Consider the following 20768-nt stretch of genomic DNA (forward strand, 5'->3'; position numbering starts at 1 on the left):
TNNNCGAAAGGCTAGCTCTTGAAGCTAGACAACATAACGAACATCAAAGTATATAACGGCTTAAATCTTCATTTTGAACAATACTGTTTAGTTTTTCATTCACATATGCTTCAGTAATTGTTATTTCCCCCATTTGCATATCTGGTGCTTCAAACAATAAATCTTCTAATAAGCGTTCTAAAATTGTATGCAAGCGGCGAGCTCCAATGTTATCCGTATCGCGATTCACGTCAAATGCGATATTGGCAATCCGCTCAATTGCTTCTTTTGTGAAAATAATATTGACATTTTCTGTTTCGATCAAGGCAATGTATTGTTTGATCAACGCATTGTTCGGTTCTGTTAAAATGCGTACGAAGTCTTCAGCGGTCAAATCATCTAATTCTACTCGAATCGGGAAACGCCCTTGCAACTCAGGAATCAAGTCACTTGGTTTTGACAAGTGAAAAGCACCTGATGCAATAAATAAAATATGGTCTGTTTGGATGGCACCGTATTTTGTATTGACTTGAGAGCCTTCAACAATCGGTAAAATATCTCTTTGTACCCCTTCGCGAGAAACCTCACCAGAATTTTGTTGACTTTTTGATGTGATTTTATCAAATTCATCGATAAAAATAATCCCACTGCTCTCAGCCAACCGAATTGCTTCACTGTGGATATCAGCTTCTTTGACAATTTTAGCAGATTCTTCTTTCACTAATAGTTCTTGCGCTTCCTTGACCGTTACCACACGTTCAACTTTTTTCTTAGGTGATAAGGCACCAAGTGTTTCGTTTAGGTCGATACCCATCTGTTCCATCCCTGTATTCATTGCGGGCATTGTTTTTTTAGGTTCGTCTATTTCTATTGTCACTTCGCGGTTGTTTAATAGCCCTTTTTCTAATTGTTCAAGAATTGTTTTACGATTGACCTTGATTTCCTCAGTTACTTCCTCTTGTGTGTCTTGAGGTTGTTGCGCACTATTGAACATTTGCATCATTTGTTCAAATTGGTTGTTCGATGCTTGCTTTTGTTCTTTTTTAATTCCTGGAACTAAAACTTTTACTAAGCGGTTATTCGCTTTTTTCAATGCTTGAGAATAGACACGGCTGTATTGTTGTTTTTCAACGATTTGAATGGCGTTTTCAACTAAATCACGAACCATTGATTCGACATCTCGACCGACATAACCGACCTCAGTAAATTTAGTCGCTTCAACTTTGATAAAGGGTGCATTGACAATTTTAGCCAAACGTCTAGCGATTTCTGTTTTCCCTACACCAGTTGGTCCGATCATTAGCATATTTTTAGGCGTGACATCTTGCTGCATTTTTTCATCAAGTTGTAAGCGGCGATATCTGTTTCTTAAAGCGACAGCGACTGACTTTTTCGCAGTTTCTTGCCCAATTATATATTCATCTAATTCTTTCACGATTTCTCTTGGTGTTTTGTTTAACTCGTTCATGGTCATGTCCCCCATTTATATTTCTTCTACAATAATATTGTGATTTGTAAAGACGCAGATATCTGCCGCAATATTCAATGCGTTTTTGGCGATATCTTTTGCAGACATTTCTTTATCTCCATAATGTTTCATAGCTCGAGCTGCAGATAAGGCAAAATTACCACCTGAACCTATAGCTAAAATACCATCGTCTGGAGTGATCACTTCACCTGTTCCAGAAACTAATAGCATTTCTTTAGCATTCATCACGATCAACATGGCCTCTAATTTTTGCATAGATTGTTGCGTTCGCCATTCCTGTGCTAATTCAACTGCTGCTCTGGTTAAATTACCATTATATTCATTTAATTTACCTTCAAATTTTTCTTCAAGTGTAAACGCATCTGCTACACTTCCTGCAAATCCCACAACAACTTCGTCATTATAGATTCTGCGAACTTTTTTCGCAGTACCTTTCATAACTACTGACTCACCCATTGTAACTTGACCGTCACCAGCCATAGCAAATTTACCGTCTTTTTCAACGGCACAAATTGTTGTTGAATGAAATTGTGATTCAACCATTCTAATTCCTCCTAATTTAAAAGCGAAGCAGGCTCATCCAGCTCTGACAGAAAAATAAGAAAATATGAGGGTGGCGCTTTTTGCCACAATCATATTTTATCTTTTTTCCGAAGAGCTAGCCTGCGTAGCTAGATAATACTAAAAGCGGAACGAGCTCGTTTAGACTCGACTGGAAAATAGGAAAAATTGATTGGGGCGCTCCTTGCCCCATTTCATTTTTATCTTTTTCCCGAGAGCATAGCTCGTGCAGCTAGATATGGTAACTTTGTTCCTTTCAGTCGCCTTGTACCAAGTCTTTTCGTGCGACGAGTAATCGCAGGAGCAATCAATATCAACTCATCACTTCGATGTATTTCTTGGCATGTTTCAAAGTAAAACTTCTCATCCTTTAAGCACGCGGATGAAATGTTCGATAATTTTTTTGTAAACTTTCTTTGGTTACGTGAGCATAAATTTGTGTAGTCGATAAATCAGAGTGTCCTAGCAATTCTTGAACAGTCCGCATATCCGCACCATTATTTAATAGATGTGTTGCAAATGTATGCCGCAACATATGTGGGTGTATATCGCTATTCAAGGTACTTTTTTTGATAAGCTGATTTAAAACGTATTCAATCCCTGTTGATGTAATTTGTTCACCATGATGATTGATAAAAACAAAAGCATGCTCTTGATGATATTTGGTCATCAAAACAGCTCGTCCATTTTCCAAATACTCCTTAAGCGCATCTTGGGCAAAGGAACCAAACGGCACATAGCGATCTTTGTTGCCTTTTCCATGAATCAATAATACATTTGCAGAAAAATCAATTGACTGTAAGGTTAAATTTGCACATTCACTTACCCGAATCCCTGTACCATATAAAATTTCTAGCAACGCCTGATTTCTTAAATCCAAAGGTTTTGATCCTTTAGCACTATCAAAAAGTGCATCCATTTCTTTTTCGTAAAAAAAACGTGGAAGACGTAGTTGCTTTTTCTTCATATGTACGTATGAAAATGGGTTTTCTTTGATGACTTCGTTTTTAAGCAAAAATTGATAGAAAGAACGTAAACTGGCAATTTTTCTGCTGATCGAGTTCCGACTATAGTTTTTATCATATAAAAAACTTAAATAAGTACGGATATCTAAATGATCCACACTTAAATAGTCAGCCTCTCCTGAATTCTTTAAAAAATCAAAAAAGTTGAGCATATCTTCTTGGTAAGCAATTTTGGTTTTGTCCGAATAGCCACGTTCAACGATCAAATAATTTAAAAACAGTTCTGACCAGTTTTTTTCTTGCATATAGGCTTCCTCCATTAAATTACAAAGTAACTTTAGCATAACCATTTTGAAAAGACAAACGAATTGTCAGAATTTAATCAATATTTTCAAATTTGGTAACAATTTATTCATATTTGCCTTTAAATACTCATAAATTATAAGTGTAATTTAATGTTTCGTTCGCTTGCCAATGAAAAAAAGCCCTGAACAAACGTTGAAATTTGTTCAGGGTCTTCATTTATTTTGTTTGTTCTAGAAGATTTAGTTCTTTTGTTACTTCAGCTAATTTTGTTAACGCTCTGTCTGCAATTGCTTCATAACGCTCCTTCTTATCGCGGATTCTTTCAGGTAATTCTGGGAAAAGACCGAAATTAGCGTTCATAGGTTGGAAATGTTTCCCTTCAGCATGGGTAATATAATAGGCCATACTGCCTAAGGTTGTTTCTCTCGGGAAAACGACAAGTTCTTCGTCTTTTGCTAGTCGTGCTGCATTGATTCCAGCTAATAGACCACTAGCTGCGCTTTCTACATAGCCTTCAACACCAGTCATTTGTCCTGCGAAAAATAGATTTTCTCGTTTTTGAGACTGATAGGTTGGCTTCAATAGTTCAGGAGAGTTCATAAAGCTATTGCGATGCATAACACCATAGCGGACAAATTCAGCATTTTCTAAACCTGGAATCATTTGGAAGACACGTTTTTGTTCGCCCCATTTTAAATGTGTTTGGAAACCAACAAGATTGTACAAGGAAGCTGCGGCATTATCTTGGCGTAACTGAATAACAGCATAGGGACGTTTACCTGTTTTAGGATCTTCCAAGCCAACAGGTTTTAATGGACCAAATAACATTGTTTTGATACCACGACTTGCCATGACTTCAATTGGCATACAACCTTCAAAGAATTTTTCCTTTTCAAAGGTTTTTAATGGTACAACTTCAGCTGAAATCAAGGCTTCATAAAAGGCTTTGAACTCTTCTTCGGTCATCGGACAATTTAAATAAGCTGCTTCCCCTTTGTTATAGCGGGATTTTAAATAAACTTTATCCATATCGATTGTTGCTTTATCAACGATCGGAGCTGCTGCATCATAAAAGTAAAAACCATCCGAACCATTAAATTCTTTGATCTGTTCAGCTAAAGACTCAGAAGTTAATGGACCTGTTGCGATAATGACGATCCCATCTGGAATTGCAGTGATTTCTTCATTTTTTACAGTAATTAATGGATGATTTTTGATTTTATCTGTGATTGCTTGTGAAAAAGTATCTCGATCCACAGCTAAGGCACCGCCTGCAGGAACAGCTGTTTTATCCGCACTATTAATGATGATGGAATCTAAACGGCGCATTTCTTCTTTTAGTACACCGACCGCATTTGTTAAATTATTTCCTCTTAACGAGTTTGAACAAACAAGTTCAGCAAAGTTTTCTGTTTGATGAGCTGGTGTATTTTTTACAGGACGCATTTCATAAAGGGTTACAGAGACACCTGCTTGAGCAACTTGCCAAGCAGCTTCACTACCCGCAAGTCCTGCACCAATAACTGTGACAGAAGTAGACATATATTTCCTCTTTCCTTCAAAAAACCAACGGGATTTTCCGCTGGTTTTCAATTTTTTTATTTTTGAACATTTTCTTCATAGTCGCCATTGATACAAACGACTTGTTTTCCACCCTTGACCTTTTTCTCAACAAGGTATTGCCCACATTTCGGACATGGACGTCCGATTGGCTTGTCCCAAGAAGTGAAATCACATTCTGGATAGCGACTACAACCGTAGAATAAACGATTCTTTTTAGATTTACGTTCAATCACTTGTCCTTCATTACAAACCGGACAAGTAACGCCAATTTCTTTGACGATCGCTTTAGTGTTTCGACATTCTGGGAAATTACTGCATGCATAAAACTTGCCGTAACGTCCTAGTTTGATCACCATTGGATGTCCACAAAGATCACAATCAAATCCTGCGGGTTCATCTTTGATTTGGATTTTTTCGATTTTTTCTTCTGCATTCGTCAGTTCTTTTTCAAATGGGCGGTAGAAACGATCTACGACTTCTACCCATTTTTCGGTTCCCACTCCGATTTTATCCAAGTCACCCTCCATTGATGCGGTAAAATGGACATCGACGATTTGTGGGAAAAACTCAACGATCAGTGAATTGACGATTTCACCCAGTTCGGTTGGTTCAAAGCGTTTATTTGTTAGTTTAACGTAATATCGTCTTTGAATTGTTTCTAGAGTTGGTGCATAAGTTGACGGACGACCTACGCCATTTTCTTCTAACGCTCGAATTAGAGTTGCCTCACTAAATCTTGCTGGTGGTTGTGTAAAATGTTGTTTTGGCTCGATATCTAAGGCATTGACTTTATCACCTTCGACTAAGTCAGGCAAAATATTTTCTTTATCTTCTTTCCCATCGTCACGGCCTTCAACATAAACCTGCATAAATCCTTTGAATTTTACCTTGGCACCATTGGCAATGAAAATTACACCATTTTGCTCTAGGGTTACTTTCATTGTGTCTAATACAGCCGGTGTCATTTGACTAGCAACTAAACGTGACCAAATCAAGGTATAAAGTTTTAGTTGATCTTTATCCAAGTATTGTTTGATTTCATTTGGCGCACGCATTACACTGGAAGGTCGGATTGCTTCATGGGCATCTTGAGCACCTTGAGCATTTTTAACTTTTCGTCCGCCATGTGCTGAGAACTCACTGCCATAGGTCTTTTCAATATATTCAGCCACTTCAGCTTTGGCGGAATCAGCAATTCTAGTAGAATCTGTACGCATATAGGTGATCAAACCTACTGTACCTTGTTTTCCTAGAGCAATCCCTTCATAAAGCTGTTGGGCGACCATCATCGTTTTTCTTGTTCTAAAGTTTAGCTTTCTAGCGGCCTCTTGTTGCAAGCTACTCGTTGTAAATGGCAATGCTGGATTGCGTTTGCGTTCTTTTTTCTCAACTTTTGTGACATCGTATTCTTTTCCTTTGATACGAGTAGTCACTTCTTTTACGGCTTCAGCATTGGGTAATTTTTTCTTTTTCCCATCAAGTCCCCAGAAGTTGGCTTTGAATTTTTTCTTTGCTTTTTGGAAATTACCATCGATACTCCAGTATTCTTCAGGTATAAATTTCCGAATATCATTTTCACGATCAATGATAATTTTAAGTGCGACAGATTGAACTCGACCTGCACTTAATCCTTTTTTAACTTTTCGCCATAGTATCGGACTCAGTGAATAACCAACCAAGCGGTCTAAAATACGACGTGCTTGCTGTGCATCTACTAAATCTAAGTTGATGGTACGCGGTTCTTTAAAGGCAGCTTTAACTGCTTCTTTAGTGATTTCATTAAAAACAACTCGATTTTTATCTTTTAAATCCAAGCCAAGAAGGAAAGACAAATGCCAGGCAATAGCCTCCCCTTCCCGATCCGGATCGGCTGCGAGGTAAACTTTTTCGGCTTTTTTGGCAGCGGCTTTCAAACTTTTGATTACATCGCCCTTACCACGGATCGATATGTAGTGAGGTTCGTAATTATTTTCAGTATCAACACCCATTTTACTTTTAGGTAAATCTCGTATATGCCCAACACTGGCAACAACCTTATAGTTTTTTCCTAAATATTTTTCAATCGTTTTGGCTTTAGCTGGTGATTCTACAATAACTAGATATTTATACGCCATTCAACGTGTGGCTCCTTTCGGTTTTTGTGTTTCTTCTATTATATATATCAAAATGTAGAGAACTCACAAATCGTACTTCATCATATCTATTCATCACAGGTTTGTCAAGGATTGATATAGTTAAATCGAAAAAAGTTGAATTTCTTCTAGGATATCTTGTGGACAAATTGTACATTTTGCGCCATCTTGAATCAAGCCATGACAACCGTCAGAGTGGGCATCAAAAAGATTACCAGGGACTGCAAACACTTCACGGCCATATTCTAAAGCTGCTTGAGCAGTGATCAACGTACCGCTTTTTTTTCGCGCTTCGATCACACAGGTTCCTAAACTCATTCCTGCAATAATTCGGTTTCTCATTGGAAAATGATATTTTCTCGGTCCTGTACCATTTGGATATTCACTGATAACTAACTGTTCGTCCATCATTTTTCGCTGTATATGGGCCGTTTCTTTTGGGTAACAAATATCTAGACCCGTTCCAATAACGCCAATCGTGTGTCCACCCTGTTGCATGGTCACTTGATGACTAACACTATCGATTCCTTTGGCTAACCCACTAACAATCGTCAAATTATGACGGATCATTTCTGGGATCAACTGACGTACGACATTTATTCCGTAAACAGAAGCTGCTCTAGCACCGATAAAGGAGATACATTTTTTTTGCAATAATTCTATGTTACCTTTGTAAAATAATAATACGGGACAGTTATAAATTTGTTTTAGATACTCAGGATAGATTGGATCCAAAATTGTGATAAACGAATGGGCATCATAGTACTCCTGTAGTTTTTCTGGATTATTTGACCAATGATCCCAAGATTCAGTAAATAGTTTTTGGTAGGTTGTGATCCCTGCAATCTGAATAATTTCTTCTTTTGAGAAGTCCGTACTATTATTATATTTCATTGAAAAATCTAAGACTTTTAGCATACCCAAGTTACCAATCCCATTACAAACTGCTAATTTAAATAAAAGTTCTCGTTGTTTTGCTTCCATAAAAAAACCTTCTTTCACAAATACTTGTTATAGTAAGTATCCGCAAAAAAAGGAAGATTTTATTTTTTTAACACATGTCTTTGATTGGAGCAAATGTTTTTCTGTGGATCGTACAAATCCCTTGTGTTTCCAGGCCGATTAAATGCTCCTTGGTTCCGTATCCTGCGTTGTTTTCAAACCCATATCCAGGGTACATTTTAGCGTAATCTTCCATTAGACGATCTCGAATCACTTTAGCAACAATACTAGCTGCTGCAATCGATACGGAGCGAGCGTCTCCTTTAATGAGGCTTTCTTGTGGAATGTTAACATCTAGCTTCATTGCATCGATCAATAAATAATCTGGGATGAAGCAGAGATCTTCGAGTGCGATCCCCATAGCTAATTTGGATGCTTGATAAATATTGATTTCATCGATTTTATTATGATCAACCATCCCAATTCCTATTGATATGGCTTGATTTTGGATTTCGTCATAAAGTTCATCCCTTTTTTTGGCAGACAATTTTTTAGAATCATTGACACCTAAAAGCTGGAACTTTTCAGGAAGGATAACTGCTGCGGCAACAACTGGACCAGCTAGCGGTCCTCTTCCTACCTCGTCGATCCCCACGATCAAACGATGACCTTGAGTACGTGCCTGATTTTCAAATTGCTGCATTTCTTCAAGTAAGGCCACGGCTTTTTCATGACGCTGGATCTTCCTATCCCACTGCGCTAAAGCTTGTTGAACGCCATTACGTTCATCTGCTTGCCATAACTTGATTCGTTCATCATCTCTTGTATCAACAGTTGTTAATGCTGCTTTAATTTGCTGGATTGACTCAGTTTTCATCTTTTGTAACTCCTAATTCTTCCCAACGATCTAAAGTATAAGGTCCTAATTTGCTACTGCGGATTTCTTGAATGATCATTTCACTTGCTCGATCATAATCGTCCTTAAATCCACGTTTTTGACTGATCAACATCAAAAGTTTAGCACCCGGTAAAACAGTTTCCTCTTGTGTTAATTTATAGCGTTCAACCAAACGCTCTGGGTAAAATCGTGAAAAAAAGGTTAACCCATAAATAGCCAGATCATCTAAATGAAGCAATTGATCTTTAATTGCTCCAGTCAATGCTAATTTTTTACCAATTTCTTGATCTTCAAACTTAGGCCACAAAATCCCTGGCGTATCAAGTAACTCTAAGTCTGTGCCTGAACGAAGCCATTGTTGCCCCTTCGTTACTCCGGGTTTGTTCCCGGTTTGTGCAATTTTCTTTCCAACTAAACGATTCATTAAAGTCGATTTCCCTACATTGGGAATACCGATACACATCGCACGGATCGCACGAGGTTTCACCCCTTTTGCCCGTTCACGATCGATTTTTTCTTTTAGGGCTTTCTTTGCTTCAGGGACGATTTTATTAACACCTTTATTTTGCTGAGCATTGATTACTAGCGTATGGTAGCCTTTTTCTTGAAAATAATGTTGCCATTTTTGATTTTGTTCTTTATCAGCTAAATCACCTTTGTTTAGTAAAATCAACCGCGGCTTTTGTTGAACAATTTGATCCATCATTGGATTTCTTGATGAAAGAGGTAGGCGTGCATCAATCAATTCAAAAACGATATCAACGTACTTAATTTTTTCGGATACTTCTCTTCTGGCTTTTGCCATATGTCCTGGAAACCATTGTATTGTCATTTTATCACCTATCTTGGTATGAATTTCATATGTGTTATCGGGTAATACACGAATTGGGCTTTTCCTAAAATATATTTACTTTGAACGGCCCCGAAAGAACGACTATCCTTTGACATCCGGCGATTATCACCTAACACGAAATAACTATCTTTTGGTAACGTATTCTCCGTAGTTAGATCACTTAAATTAAAATTTGTTGTATATGGTGCTGTTTCATGATCTTTTTTTATATTTTTTTCTAGGAAAGGCTCTTCTATCGGTTTTTCATTTATATAAAGCTGGTCGTTTTCATATCGCACAGCATCTCCTGGCAATCCAATAACTCGTTTGATATAAATCGCTCCAGTTGGTAATTTAAACACTACAACGTCAAATCGTTTGATTGAAGAAAATTTTTCCATGATGATCATATCCCCTTGACTAAGTGTTTTTTCCATTGAATTTCCATCGACCGGTACAGGAATCAAAAGAAAGCCTCGCAATATAAATAACAACACTAACGAAGGAACGAGTAGTTTCATGAAAAAAATAAAATAACCGATATAAGATTTTTGTTTTTCCACGTAGTTTCTCTCCCTTGCTCTCACTGTTTCTATTATAAAGGAAAAACACTAGAAAAAGCGACAATTTTAAAGGAAATATTTCACCCTATTTGAGTAAAGTGTGAAATTGATGTGAAAAAGCGATAGTATTACGCACTTATCGTTTTTTCACATGAGTTTCAGTTATTTTTTTTGAAGTTCTTTCAGACCAGCTTCATATGCTTGGTCGTTATCTTTGATTTTTTTGCCTATTTCTAACTCAATTTGGGCAGCTGTTTCGTTATCAATTTCTCCCGTAACAGGAAGTCCTGTGCTGGCTTGCAATTTGCTGACAGCTGTTTGAGTTTGCTCCGAAAATTCGCTACTGTTAGCATCAACTTCATAGTCCAGTGCTTGTAGTAAAGCATTGACGTTTTTAACAACTGGTGATGAATCACCTTGTTTTAATGTTTTATCTCTAGAAATTGGAGATAGATAGGCATAATCAGGATAATCGGCTTTAATAGTAGGTTCCAAACCTTTTTCATGAATCCATTTTCCGTTTGGCGTTAACCATTTTAGAACAGTTAATTTGATTTCACTCTTATCATTTAAGTTTTTAACCGTTTGAACGGTTCCTTTACCAAAGGTTTTTGTGCCAATAATCTTTTTATTTCCTGATTCTTTCAAGGCTGCTGCGAAAATTTCAGAAGCACTCGCACTTCCTTCATCCACTAAAACAACAGTCGGCTCCGTAACTTTAAAACCTCCATCTAGTTTGCTAGATGCGACTTCTTCACTGGTATTGCCATTTTTATCTTCAAATTTGATGATCGGTTTGCCATCTTCTAGAAACATACTAGCCATTTGTTCTACTTGATTAAGAAGTCCCCCTGGATTTTGGCGTAGGTCGATCACAAAAGATTTTGCGCCATCTTTTCTTAACGTTTTAATCGTGTTTTTAAGCTCTTGGTAAGTATTTTCACCAAAAGAAGTGATTTTAATTGAGCCTATCGTTCGATCTGTTTTATCTAGTTCCCCTTTGACTGTCTCAATTGGGATTGTATCTCGTGTCAGTTTTAATTCAAATGTTTCTTCACCACGAGCAATCGTTAAACGAACTTCGGTCCCTTTTTTTCCGCGAATTTTGCTGACTACTTGAGAAAGTGTTTTACCTTGGGTTTCTTCATCGTCGACTTTTAGCACTGTATCATTCGCTTTTATTCCAGCCTTAGCTGCTGGTGAGCCTTCGATAGGTGCTTGAGCTACTGTAGGCAGATCATCTGTCATAGTCATAGTGGCACCGATCCCCTCAAAGCTGCCGGCAAGGCTTTGATCTAACTCGTCAGCTTCAGGTTCATTTAGATAACTAGAGTAAGGATCCTCTAAAGCTTCAGTCATCCCTTTTAATGCACCGTCAACTAATTTTTTTTCATCAACTTTTCCTACGTAATTATTGATGATTTCGCTGTATAAGTTATCAACTTTTTTTAAGTCAGCACTTCGAGCCGGATTGTCTGCAAGTTGCTTTTTATATTGATAGTCAAAATAAATATAGCTGCCTCCTCCAACAAGAAAAGCGACACAAACAATCGAAATAATATATTGATGGAAGGGTACTTGTTGTTTATTTTTCATATAGTCATCTCTTTTCGTAAAATTATCATTGCATGTTTTCCAGTTTAACATGAAAAAAAAAGAAGGAAAAGCTTTCTTTGCCCTTTCCTTCTTTTTTTTATTTATTGTTTTCTAAGTATTTTTCCCACATCTCATCAAAAACATGCATATTGGTCAAATAATCAGCATTCATTTCTAAATAAGTAGATATCTCATGATAATCTTCTGATTGTTTTGGAAACTGAATATCTCTTGACGCGTCATTTGCAAATTGGCTTTCCGCCGTTTTTTTAGGCGCTCTTAAGGTCATTAGATAATGATAAAAACTTCTTCTCATAGGGTCACCAATTTTCTTTTATAAAATTTTCTCGATTAAGGTGGGCGTCTTTGTAACGTTCAGGATCTTTTTGATAAAAGTCTTGATGATAGTCTTCAGCTGGATAAAAAATGGTTGCAGGTTCAATCGTTGTGACGATTGGCTCACTAAAACGTCCACTTTCTTGTAATGCTTGTCGACTGTTTTCAGCAATTTGCTTTTGTTTTTCACTTGTATAGAAAATGACTGGGCGGTAATTATCGCCACGATCTTCAAATTGACCTAAAGCATCTGTGGGATCTGTTTGTTGCCAGTAGATTTCTACAAGTTTTTCATACGGCATAATCTCAGGATCAAAGTCAATTTCAACTGCTTCTGTATGCCCAGTTGTATGACTTAATACTTGTTCATAAGTCGGGTTTTCAACATGACCACCTGTATAGCCTGAGGTTACTGAATTGATGCCGGGCTGCGTGTCAAAAGGTTGGATCATACACCAAAAGCAGCCGCCAGCAAAAATGGCTTTTTCATTCATTCGAGTTCCTCCCTTACTGGATTATTTATCTTTAGGCAAATAAATGTTCATTCGGATATCGTCATCGACTAAGTTTATTTTTTCAGCTCGGATAAATAGACCATTTTGCATTCTAAATTGGTCTAAACGGAGTAGAATTGTACTGTCATCTGGATTTACTTCTACCCAGTTTGGCAATTTGTAATCTCTTTGAACAAACTTCAAAATTTCTTTCATTGGCAAACCTAGCGTTCCGATAGATAAACTTTTTGCTTTCAATTGTACATTTCCATTGTCCATTACATACGGATCAAAATACAGATAAAATTGAATTGGATGTCCTAAAACTTCAAATGTCCCATTCAACATTGCTTCATTTTCTAGATAGAATTTATACGTAATATCAGAGCCTTTTTGGAAATCACTCAGATAAAAATCAATTAACGCATTTATTTGTTTTTTCTTTGATTGGATTGCGATAACTGGTGTTCCATCTTTTTCGACTAACTCAGGTACTGGTGTATAGTTTGGTTCTCTAACTTGAGTAACTCTGATAAAAACGAAGGCTACACTTCCGATTATAAGTCCAATTAAAACGATAAAAGCCACTTTCCAGTGATTAATTGTTTTTTTGACCTCAGGTGTTTTTTTTCTTCTTGGGCTTGTTTTTTTTACTTCTGTTGATTCTTTTTTTTCTTCTGGTTCATTTTTCATTTTTTTCACTCACTTCCCTTTTTGAGCCATTTATCCTGGGTTTTGGCCATTTCGTCACGAACAGCGCTAGCCATAATTTGATAACCTAAATTATTAGGATGGAAATGGTCTTCTTCGTAAAGCGCATTATTTTTTATATCATGCTCTGAACTTGAGGTTGCCGTTGCTTCACTACTAACAATCCCTACTTGGTCTCCTACTCCTTTATAAAGTAAGTCATTGATTGGAATAAAATAGGCATTTTTTTCTGCAGTAACGATCTCTTTTGTCCCATCATTCCAATTATCCACTATTTCCTGCATTTCAGTAATATCAGGGAAATAAAGATAAAATGGATTGTAGATCCCTAAAACATAGATTGGGGCCTCTTCATTATATTTACGTATCTCTGTAAGGAGTTTTTCCACTTCTTTCTGATAGCTTTTAAGTGGTTTTTTAAATGAGTCTTTGGTTAAACGGAAGACATCTCCTTTGATTACTTTCATTAGATCGTTTCCACCAACGGTTAAGGTAATGAGATCTGCTGATGCCAAACCTTTTTGAATATCTTTATTTTTTTTGATTCGTTTTAGAATTTGATCACTGCGATCACCGTTTTTCCCAAAATTATCCGTTTGGACACCATTTAAATGATACTGTTCTTGTAAATCGTTGGCAACTAACGGTACAAATCCACCTGAATTTGTTAAATCGCCAATCCCTTCTGTCAGTGAGTCACCGATTGCGGTATATCGAATCACTTCTTTCGTTTCACTTTTAACGGTTTGTTTTGCTCCAGTACCTAAGATTGGTTTTGCTTTAGGCACCGCCACGATCAATACTAAAAATACACCGATTATTGTGAGTAAGAAGAGCGCCAAGCTTGCTCCATTTTTTTTGAAAAATAATTTCATTGTATCCCTTCCTTTGCCGGAAATCACAAAAAATAGTGCACTATACAGTCACCGGCTTTTTAGTCCTATTAAACTAAATTATCTCTATTTTATTGTCATTTGTACAGTAAAAGTTGTAAAAATTTTTATTAAAAAAAGCAGATCAGTTTGATCTGCTCAAAACTCAGTCTGTTTAGTCTGTATAGTACATGATAGCAAAAGCACCTTTACCTGTATGAGTCGCAATTACAGGATTTGTATGCAATACAGGAATATCCATATCAGGAAATAGTGCTTGTAGCCCTTCTTTAAAACTGTTTGCCAGCTCTAGCCCATCTGCATGAGAAATGCCGATTTGGCGTACATTTGATAAGTTGCTCAGTTCACTTTTCAACTCATCAAACCATTTATTAAAGGTCTTCATCCCTCTACCTTTGGCTACTGGAATCAATTCTGTTTGGTCGAAGTCCATTACAACTTTCATATTAAAAATACTGGATAAAAGACCTGTTGCACGACTGATTCGACCACCTTTAACTAGATTATCCAATGTAGAGATACCGATGAAAAGTTTGGTGTTTTCTTTGACATGATTGATTTCCGCTAAAATTTCCGGAACACTAGCCCCGTTTTTAGCAAGTTTAGCTGCTTGAATCACTTGGAATGATAATCCTTGATCCGTGAAGTCACTGTCGATCACTGTGACGTTAGCAGAGCTAAGATTCCCAGCTTGTCTAGCAGCTTCTACAGTACCGCTCAAGCCTTTTGTCATATGAATCGAAACAACTTCACTGCCGTCAGCGCCTAAACGGTCATACAGCTCTACAAACTCACCAATTGGTGGTTGACTCGTTTTTGGTAAAGCTTTAGCCGTACTCATTAATTCCATAAAATGTTCGCCTTCTAAATGATCGTCATCTGTGTAAACTACGCCATCAATCATTACAGATAAAGGCATCATCTGAATATCTAAATCATCGCGTACACTTTTCAGCATTGTGCAAGAAGAATCAGTCACAATTTTAACATTTGTCATAATTTTATCACTCTTTCTTTAAAAACAACCTCAATTCGTGGTAGAATACTTCTGAGGCTTGAATGTCTGTTTATATTATAACAGACAAAGAATTATTTTTCACCAAATTAAAATGAAGGAAGTTGATTTCTTGGAAAAAGCAAAATTCTCGAGAAAATATATGATTTTAAATGAGGTACTTAATGCAGTTACTCACGGGATTGGGGCTAGTTTAAGTATTGCAGGATTAGTGATTTTGTTAGTCAAGGGTGCAAGGCTTGGTTCAGCTGTTCATGTTGTTTCCTATGCTATTTATGGTTCAACTTTGATTCTGTTATTCCTATCCTCAACTTTATTTCACAGTTTGATTTTCACTAAAGCTAAGAAAGTCTTCCAAGTCTTCGACCATAGTTCGATTTTCTTATTGATTGCTGGTAGCTATACGCCATTTTGCTTATTGAGCATCAAGGGTTGGTTAGGCTGGCTATTGTTTGTTCTTATTTGGGTCATGGCAATCAGTGGAGTTGTCTACAAATCTTTAACACTTCATAAACAAGAGACAGTAAAAAATATTTCAACGGTCATTTACATTATTATGGGCTGGCTTTGTATTACAGCAGCAAAACCTTTATATGATTCTTTAGGGCCTACTGGAATAGCTTTATTAGTGGCTGGAGGCGTTTCTTATACATTAGGTGCTGCCTTTTATAGTTTAAAGAGCGTTCGCTTTATGCATGTAGTTTGGCATTTGTTCGTGATGTTAGGAGCAGGATTCATGTTCTTTTCAATTTTGCTTTATACTTAAACTATTATCAAATCCTTTTGAACAAAGGGTTCTTGGTACTTCTTTTTGAGAAATCAAAAAAGAAGTACCTTTTTTTGTATTTATCTCTTTACAAACCGAACAAACATTCGTATAATAACTATACAAACGTTTGTTCGATAAAAATTATGAGGTGATTAAGAATGAAAGCAGTTCGTCGTGGCGGGTTATTATTTGTTGTATTGATTATTGGTATTTTCTTAGGAACATTAGGGTTACAGTCCGCATTACTTATTGTTAGCCCTCTATTTATTATATGGTTTATGCTATGGGATGAAAAACGATATTCTCATACTAGAAAAAAAAATGACCATCAACAATATGTCTATCGCAAATATCCATAGAGCTAAACTAAGCTATCTACTTAGTTAAAATAAAAAAGAATCCTGAAACATACACTTGAAAAGTTATGTTTCGGGATTCTTTTTATCCAACTAAACGGTTGGAACAGAAGAACGCCCTTCTGCTCTGACCTCTTTTTTAATATTCCATCAATGTCACAATTTCATAATCTTGGATTTTATCGCGTCCATGTAAGTCCATCAGTTCGATTAGAAAAGCACAACCGACTACGACACCACCTAATGACTCGATCAACTCAACCGTTGCCTTGATGGTACCACCCGTTGCCAATAAGTCATCGCAAATCAATACTCGTTGCCCAGGTGTGATGGCATCTTTATGAAGCGTTAATGTATCAGTACCATATTCTAAATCATAGGTTACTTCGATCGTTTCACGTGGTAACTTTCCTTTTTTACGGACTGGAGCAAAGCCAACACCTAATTCATATGCTACCGGACACCCGACAATAAAACCACGTGCTTCAGGTCCTACGACCATATCGATTCTTTTTTCTTTCGCATAATCAACGATTTGTTTTGTTGCTTCACGGTATGCTTCGCCATTAGCCATCAATGGTGAGATATCTCTAAAGATAACTCCTTTTTCTGGATAATCTGGAATACTAGCAATATAATCTTTTAAATTCATCTTTTATACTTCCTCCTCATTCCACAGCCACTGTTGTAATGTCTCACGATCGCTGTATAGCAAAAACTCTTCTGTTTTGATTTTTTTTAAGCGAGTTTGATAGACCTTACTTTCCGTCAATGGATGATTTTCAGGGCTTTCAACTTTTCTTAAAACACCGTTTTCTATTGTAACAAATCCTAAGTCAAAAAACACCTGAATCATGAAAATTAATAGCTTTTCTTGAATTTTTAAGTGTTGTGCTACAACATTCAGCTTGTAACGAACATCTACTTGTTCTTGTTGTCTGACAAATTTATAAAGTTGAGCATATTGTTCTCTAGTACCTGTCCCATTTAAATAAGCTTCCTCATGAGAAACACCCAACATATAAACACGCTCGATTTTCCCTGTTTGGGTGATTTGTTTTAACAACCCAACATCATCGGGACAATCGACAAAAACTAATTGTTGGCTATTTGTTTTTTCAATCATCATGACAGCTTCATCAACGGTGGTGAACAACCAATGATCAGTTTGCTCATCAACTAGTTTTTTACTCTCGGAATTAAAATAAATATAGAGTGTATTGGCAATAGGTATTTCTTTTTGCCGACTATTTTTCCCTCTAAAGTCAAAAAGCTGCATACCATCTACTGAAAAATCACTGACCATTAATTGCGGTTTTTTATTCCCATTCCACTCATTAATCGATAATTGTCCTGCAACGTTCGTTGTGCCTTGACCAAATTCATCTGCCTGATTGCCCATTTGAAACGCAATTGCATCTAATTTAGCTCCACCTTGACTTAGCTGGAACTTAAGATGGCTTTTATCAGCCCCGATTTGCCGACTTTGTTCGATTGAAACATCTTCAAATAAGAAATTGGGAACTGGATTGTCTGTCCCAAATGGCGCGAGAATTTTTAATTGTTGGACGAAAGGAATGGTCACTTCATCGACTTTTAAAGACTCATCAATCAATAGTTCTTGTCCTTGTGAAAGATCGATCTGATTTCTTTCAAGATAACGAATTAAATGTTCTTTTACTTTGTTGATATTCTGAATAGGTAATGTCATTCCAGCAGCCATATGATGACCACCAAAATGAGTGAAGTCTTCACGAATTTCGCTTAAAGCATCAAATAAGTTCAGTGCTGAGACACTACGCCCTGATCCCTTAGCAATTTCATCTGATTCATCAATCGTTAACACGATCGTCGGTTTTCCGGTGTCCTGCATAATTCTGCCAGCAACAATACCTAAAACACCTTCATGCCAACCTTTTTTTGCAACGATATGAATGAGATCTGTTGGTTCAATCAGCTCAAAAGCTTCTTTTGTGATTGTAGCGACAATTTCTTTACGTTCATCATTTTGATTATTAATATAGGTCGCGATCCGCTCTGCTTCTTCTTCGTCAAAGGTTGTCATTAATTCAACTCCGGAAGAGGCATCGCCTAATCGGCCTAAAGCATTCAAACGCGGTGCAATCGTAAAACCAATATTTTCTTCACTGATTGCCTCTTTTTTTAATTCTGCTAGATGAATTAAGATATCCAAACCGATTCTTTCACCGTTTTGAATCATTTCTAGTCCCATTTTAACCAGAACTCTATTTTCATCTGTTAGAGAGACTAAATCGGCAATTGTTCCGATCGCAACTAAATCAAGAAATTCAGCTGGCAATTCTCCTAACAGAGCTGTTGCTACTTTAAATGCTACCCCTACCCCAGCTAAGTCTCCAAAAGGATACTGCCCTTGTGGATGTTTTGGATGAATAATTGAAAACGCATTGGGTAATTCTGGTGGCAATTCGTGGTGATCGGTCACAATGACATCGACGCCCTGTTCTGTTGCATAATTAATGGCTTCATGACCTGCTACGCCATTATCGACTGTAATAATCAATTGAACACCATTTTCAATCTGTTCTTTAAACACAGTCAAATTAGGTCCATAGCCATGAATAAATCGATTTGGCAAGAAATACTCTACTTCCCCACCTATCAATTCAATAGCTTCTTTCATAACCGTTGTGCTTGTGATGCCATCAGCATCATAATCCCCATATACCAAAATTCTTTCGCCTTGGGCCACAGCATCTTGGATTCTGGTTATTGTTTTCTCCATATCATGCATCAAAAAAGGGTCATAGAGATTTTCTACTGTGGGACGTAAAAAGGTTTCCAGGACTTCTTGAGACTGAATACCACGATGCCACAAAATTTGACCTAATAAAGGATTGATCTGCTGTTTTGTTAGTATAGCTGAAAATTCTTCTGGCAACGCTGTTTTTTCCCGTAATTGCCATGTATATTTTGCTTTTTTCACGACGTCACTCCTAACCAAGTAATTATATCAAATAGAATCGGAAAACTAAAGAAAGTATCCTAAAAAAACACAAATTAAAAAGCCAAGACAAAATATTACTACTTTGTATCTTGGCTTTTCCACCTTATAAATCTTCGTCGCTCGTTCTTGGTTTAGTAAAGTGATCAACCCGACTACCAACAGGTTCTACGTCAACATTTGGTGATATTGGCGCTTGAGATGCTGCAGCATCGTATTTAGCTTGCAACTCTGCTAGCTGATTCTCGTAGGTCCGTTTAACCTTCTCTACTTCTTCTTGAGCTAATTTATCTGCGTCATTTTTATATGTTTCAATGTCCTTCTTTAATTCTTTTACTTGTTTCTTCTGTTTCCACATTGTCGTTGTCGAAGTCAATAGACCAATCAACGCACCAACAATTGCGGACCCTAGAATAATCAAAATCAATGGACCTGAGATTTTTGCAAAGCCAAAGCTGACTGGAACAGTTTGACTATTCAATACAGCAAAAACAACAACAACCAGAACTAACACCAGACCGATAACTACACGCCACTGGTTTTTCATGAACTGTTTCCCCCTTGTAGTTATATTATTTTTTGTTTAGTACTCCGCCAGCTAATAAATCACCTAAATGTGGAAATAAAGTATACAGCCGGGAAGCGGCTTCCATGATGCGCGGGCGATTGATTTCACGTTTCGAGGTACCCATTGCATTCACAATTTCTGTAGCTAATTTATTAGGTTCTAAAACGAATAGATCCACAGAAGCTAGATAATTGCCAGTAGGATCCGCTTTATCAAAAAATTCAGTTTCGATTGGGCCCGGATTAACGGTCGTAACTGAGATACCTAAAGGCTTTAGTTCTAAACGTAAAGCATTTGAAAAACCTAGAACAGCAAATTTAGTAGCAGAGTAAATAGTTGATTTTGCTGTTGCCATTTTTCCAGCCATCGATGCAACATTAATAATATGCCCAGTCCCTCTTTCAGCCATTTGGATCGCAGCTTTTTGAGTAAAGACCATCATGCCTAGGACATTTACCTCAAACATGTTTCTAGCAATCGCTAAATCCGTATCGATGAAATTTTCAAATAGTCCAAAGCCAGCATTGTTGACTAGTACGTCAATAGGGCCAACTTCCGTCTGGATTTTCTCAAAAACAGTCTCAACATTGTCAGGATCGGCAATGTCTAATTGGAATGAATGAGCCATTTTTCCGCTCAGCTCTTCACACATTTCTTTCACTTTTCCAATCAAGTTGATTCTTCTAGCACAAACTACTACGATGGCACCTTGTTTGGCTGCTTCGTAACAAATTTGTTCACCTAACCCTGCTGAACCACCCGTTACGACAACAACTTTGTCAGCTAACGCTTGTCCTTTAACCATACTTGTTCCTCC

The 20768-nt window shown here is 37.1% G+C and carries 21 protein-coding genes; 2 read left to right on the forward strand and 19 right to left on the reverse strand.

The window, feature by feature from the left end; translation table 11 throughout:
• Positions 1–43: 43 nt before the first annotated feature.
• From hslU to ATZ35_RS13430, 15 genes are all read right to left on the reverse strand, one after another.
• The gene (gene hslU, locus ATZ35_RS13360; RefSeq protein ID WP_208927670.1) at positions 44–1447 is read right to left on the reverse strand and encodes an ATP-dependent protease ATPase subunit HslU; all 1404 of its coding nucleotides are present in this window, start codon (positions 1445–1447) and stop codon (positions 44–46) included.
• Between the two features lie 15 nt (positions 1448–1462).
• Entirely contained in the window at positions 1463–2011 is a 549-nt protein-coding gene (gene hslV, locus ATZ35_RS13365) for an ATP-dependent protease subunit HslV (RefSeq protein ID WP_208927671.1), read from the reverse strand.
• A gap of 388 nt (positions 2012–2399) precedes the next feature.
• The gene (gene xerC, locus ATZ35_RS13370) at positions 2400–3299 is read right to left on the reverse strand and encodes a tyrosine recombinase XerC (RefSeq protein WP_208927672.1); all 900 of its coding nucleotides are present in this window, start codon (positions 3297–3299) and stop codon (positions 2400–2402) included.
• Positions 3300–3516: 217 nt separating this feature from the next.
• Positions 3517–4842: an FADH(2)-oxidizing methylenetetrahydrofolate--tRNA-(uracil(54)-C(5))-methyltransferase TrmFO gene (trmFO, locus tag ATZ35_RS13375; RefSeq protein ID WP_208927673.1), complete on the reverse strand. Its 1326-nt coding sequence runs from the start codon at positions 4840–4842 to the stop codon at positions 3517–3519.
• A 56-nt stretch (positions 4843–4898) separates the two neighbouring features.
• Positions 4899–6977 (reverse strand): type I DNA topoisomerase, encoded by a 2079-nt coding sequence (topA, locus tag ATZ35_RS13380; RefSeq protein WP_208927674.1) that lies wholly within the window; start codon positions 6975–6977, stop codon positions 4899–4901.
• Positions 6978–7097: 120 nt separating this feature from the next.
• On the reverse strand, positions 7098–7979 hold the full coding sequence (dprA, locus tag ATZ35_RS13385; RefSeq protein WP_208927675.1) for a DNA-processing protein DprA: 882 nt from the start codon (positions 7977–7979) through the stop codon (positions 7098–7100).
• A gap of 67 nt (positions 7980–8046) precedes the next feature.
• A complete protein-coding gene (rnhB, locus tag ATZ35_RS13390) occupies positions 8047–8814 on the reverse strand; it encodes a ribonuclease HII (RefSeq protein ID WP_208927676.1) in 768 nt (255 codons plus the stop codon).
• Entirely contained in the window at positions 8804–9667 is an 864-nt protein-coding gene (ylqF, locus tag ATZ35_RS13395; RefSeq protein WP_208927677.1) for a ribosome biogenesis GTPase YlqF, read from the reverse strand. Before ylqF ends, rnhB begins: the two co-directional genes overlap by 11 nt.
• An 8-nt stretch (positions 9668–9675) precedes the next feature.
• Positions 9676–10230: a signal peptidase I gene (lepB, locus tag ATZ35_RS13400; RefSeq protein WP_425250077.1), complete on the reverse strand. Its 555-nt coding sequence runs from the start codon at positions 10228–10230 to the stop codon at positions 9676–9678.
• 162 nt (positions 10231–10392) lie between these two features.
• Entirely contained in the window at positions 10393–11826 is a 1434-nt protein-coding gene (locus tag ATZ35_RS13405; protein ID WP_208927678.1) for a S41 family peptidase, read from the reverse strand.
• 97 nt (positions 11827–11923) lie between these two features.
• Positions 11924–12142, reverse strand: coding sequence for a YozE family protein (locus tag ATZ35_RS13410; protein ID WP_208927679.1), 219 nt, complete (start codon positions 12140–12142; stop codon positions 11924–11926).
• Positions 12143–12146: 4 nt separating this feature from the next.
• Positions 12147–12656: a peptide-methionine (S)-S-oxide reductase MsrA gene (gene msrA, locus ATZ35_RS13415; RefSeq protein WP_208927680.1), complete on the reverse strand. Its 510-nt coding sequence runs from the start codon at positions 12654–12656 to the stop codon at positions 12147–12149.
• A gap of 21 nt (positions 12657–12677) precedes the next feature.
• The gene (locus ATZ35_RS13420) at positions 12678–13349 is read right to left on the reverse strand and encodes a YpmS family protein (RefSeq protein WP_425250078.1); all 672 of its coding nucleotides are present in this window, start codon (positions 13347–13349) and stop codon (positions 12678–12680) included.
• Between the two features lie 5 nt (positions 13350–13354).
• Positions 13355–14242 carry an SGNH/GDSL hydrolase family protein gene (locus ATZ35_RS13425; protein ID WP_208927682.1) on the reverse strand — a complete coding sequence of 296 codons (888 nt, stop codon included), beginning with the start codon at positions 14240–14242 and terminating at the stop codon, positions 13355–13357.
• Positions 14243–14414: 172 nt separating this feature from the next.
• Complete coding sequence (locus tag ATZ35_RS13430) at positions 14415–15257, reverse strand: DegV family protein (protein WP_208927683.1); 843 nt, start codon at positions 15255–15257, stop codon at positions 14415–14417.
• Positions 15258–15387: 130 nt separating this feature from the next.
• Between ATZ35_RS13430 and trhA the strand changes: the two genes are divergently transcribed.
• Complete coding sequence (gene trhA, locus ATZ35_RS13435) at positions 15388–16041, forward strand: PAQR family membrane homeostasis protein TrhA (RefSeq protein WP_208927684.1); 654 nt, start codon at positions 15388–15390, stop codon at positions 16039–16041.
• A gap of 161 nt (positions 16042–16202) precedes the next feature.
• Positions 16203–16403, forward strand: coding sequence for a hypothetical protein (locus tag ATZ35_RS13440; protein ID WP_086279426.1), 201 nt, complete (start codon positions 16203–16205; stop codon positions 16401–16403).
• Positions 16404–16539: 136 nt separating this feature from the next.
• Here the strand turns inward: ATZ35_RS13440 and ATZ35_RS13445 are convergent, their stop codons facing one another.
• From ATZ35_RS13445 to ATZ35_RS13460, 4 genes are all read right to left on the reverse strand, one after another.
• Positions 16540–17052 (reverse strand): adenine phosphoribosyltransferase, encoded by a 513-nt coding sequence (locus tag ATZ35_RS13445; RefSeq protein WP_208927685.1) that lies wholly within the window; start codon positions 17050–17052, stop codon positions 16540–16542.
• A 3-nt stretch (positions 17053–17055) separates the two neighbouring features.
• Positions 17056–19365: a single-stranded-DNA-specific exonuclease RecJ gene (recJ, locus tag ATZ35_RS13450; RefSeq protein WP_208927686.1), complete on the reverse strand. Its 2310-nt coding sequence runs from the start codon at positions 19363–19365 to the stop codon at positions 17056–17058.
• 124 nt (positions 19366–19489) lie between these two features.
• A complete protein-coding gene (locus ATZ35_RS13455) occupies positions 19490–19930 on the reverse strand; it encodes a LapA family protein (protein ID WP_208927687.1) in 441 nt (146 codons plus the stop codon).
• Between the two features lie 25 nt (positions 19931–19955).
• Positions 19956–20756: an SDR family NAD(P)-dependent oxidoreductase gene (locus ATZ35_RS13460; protein ID WP_208927688.1), complete on the reverse strand. Its 801-nt coding sequence runs from the start codon at positions 20754–20756 to the stop codon at positions 19956–19958.
• Positions 20757–20768: the final 12 nt, after the last annotated feature.

It is taken from the genome of Enterococcus rotai (genome assembly GCF_001465345.1).
Classification (GTDB): Bacteria; Bacillota; Bacilli; order Lactobacillales; family Enterococcaceae; genus Enterococcus_L; species Enterococcus_L rotai.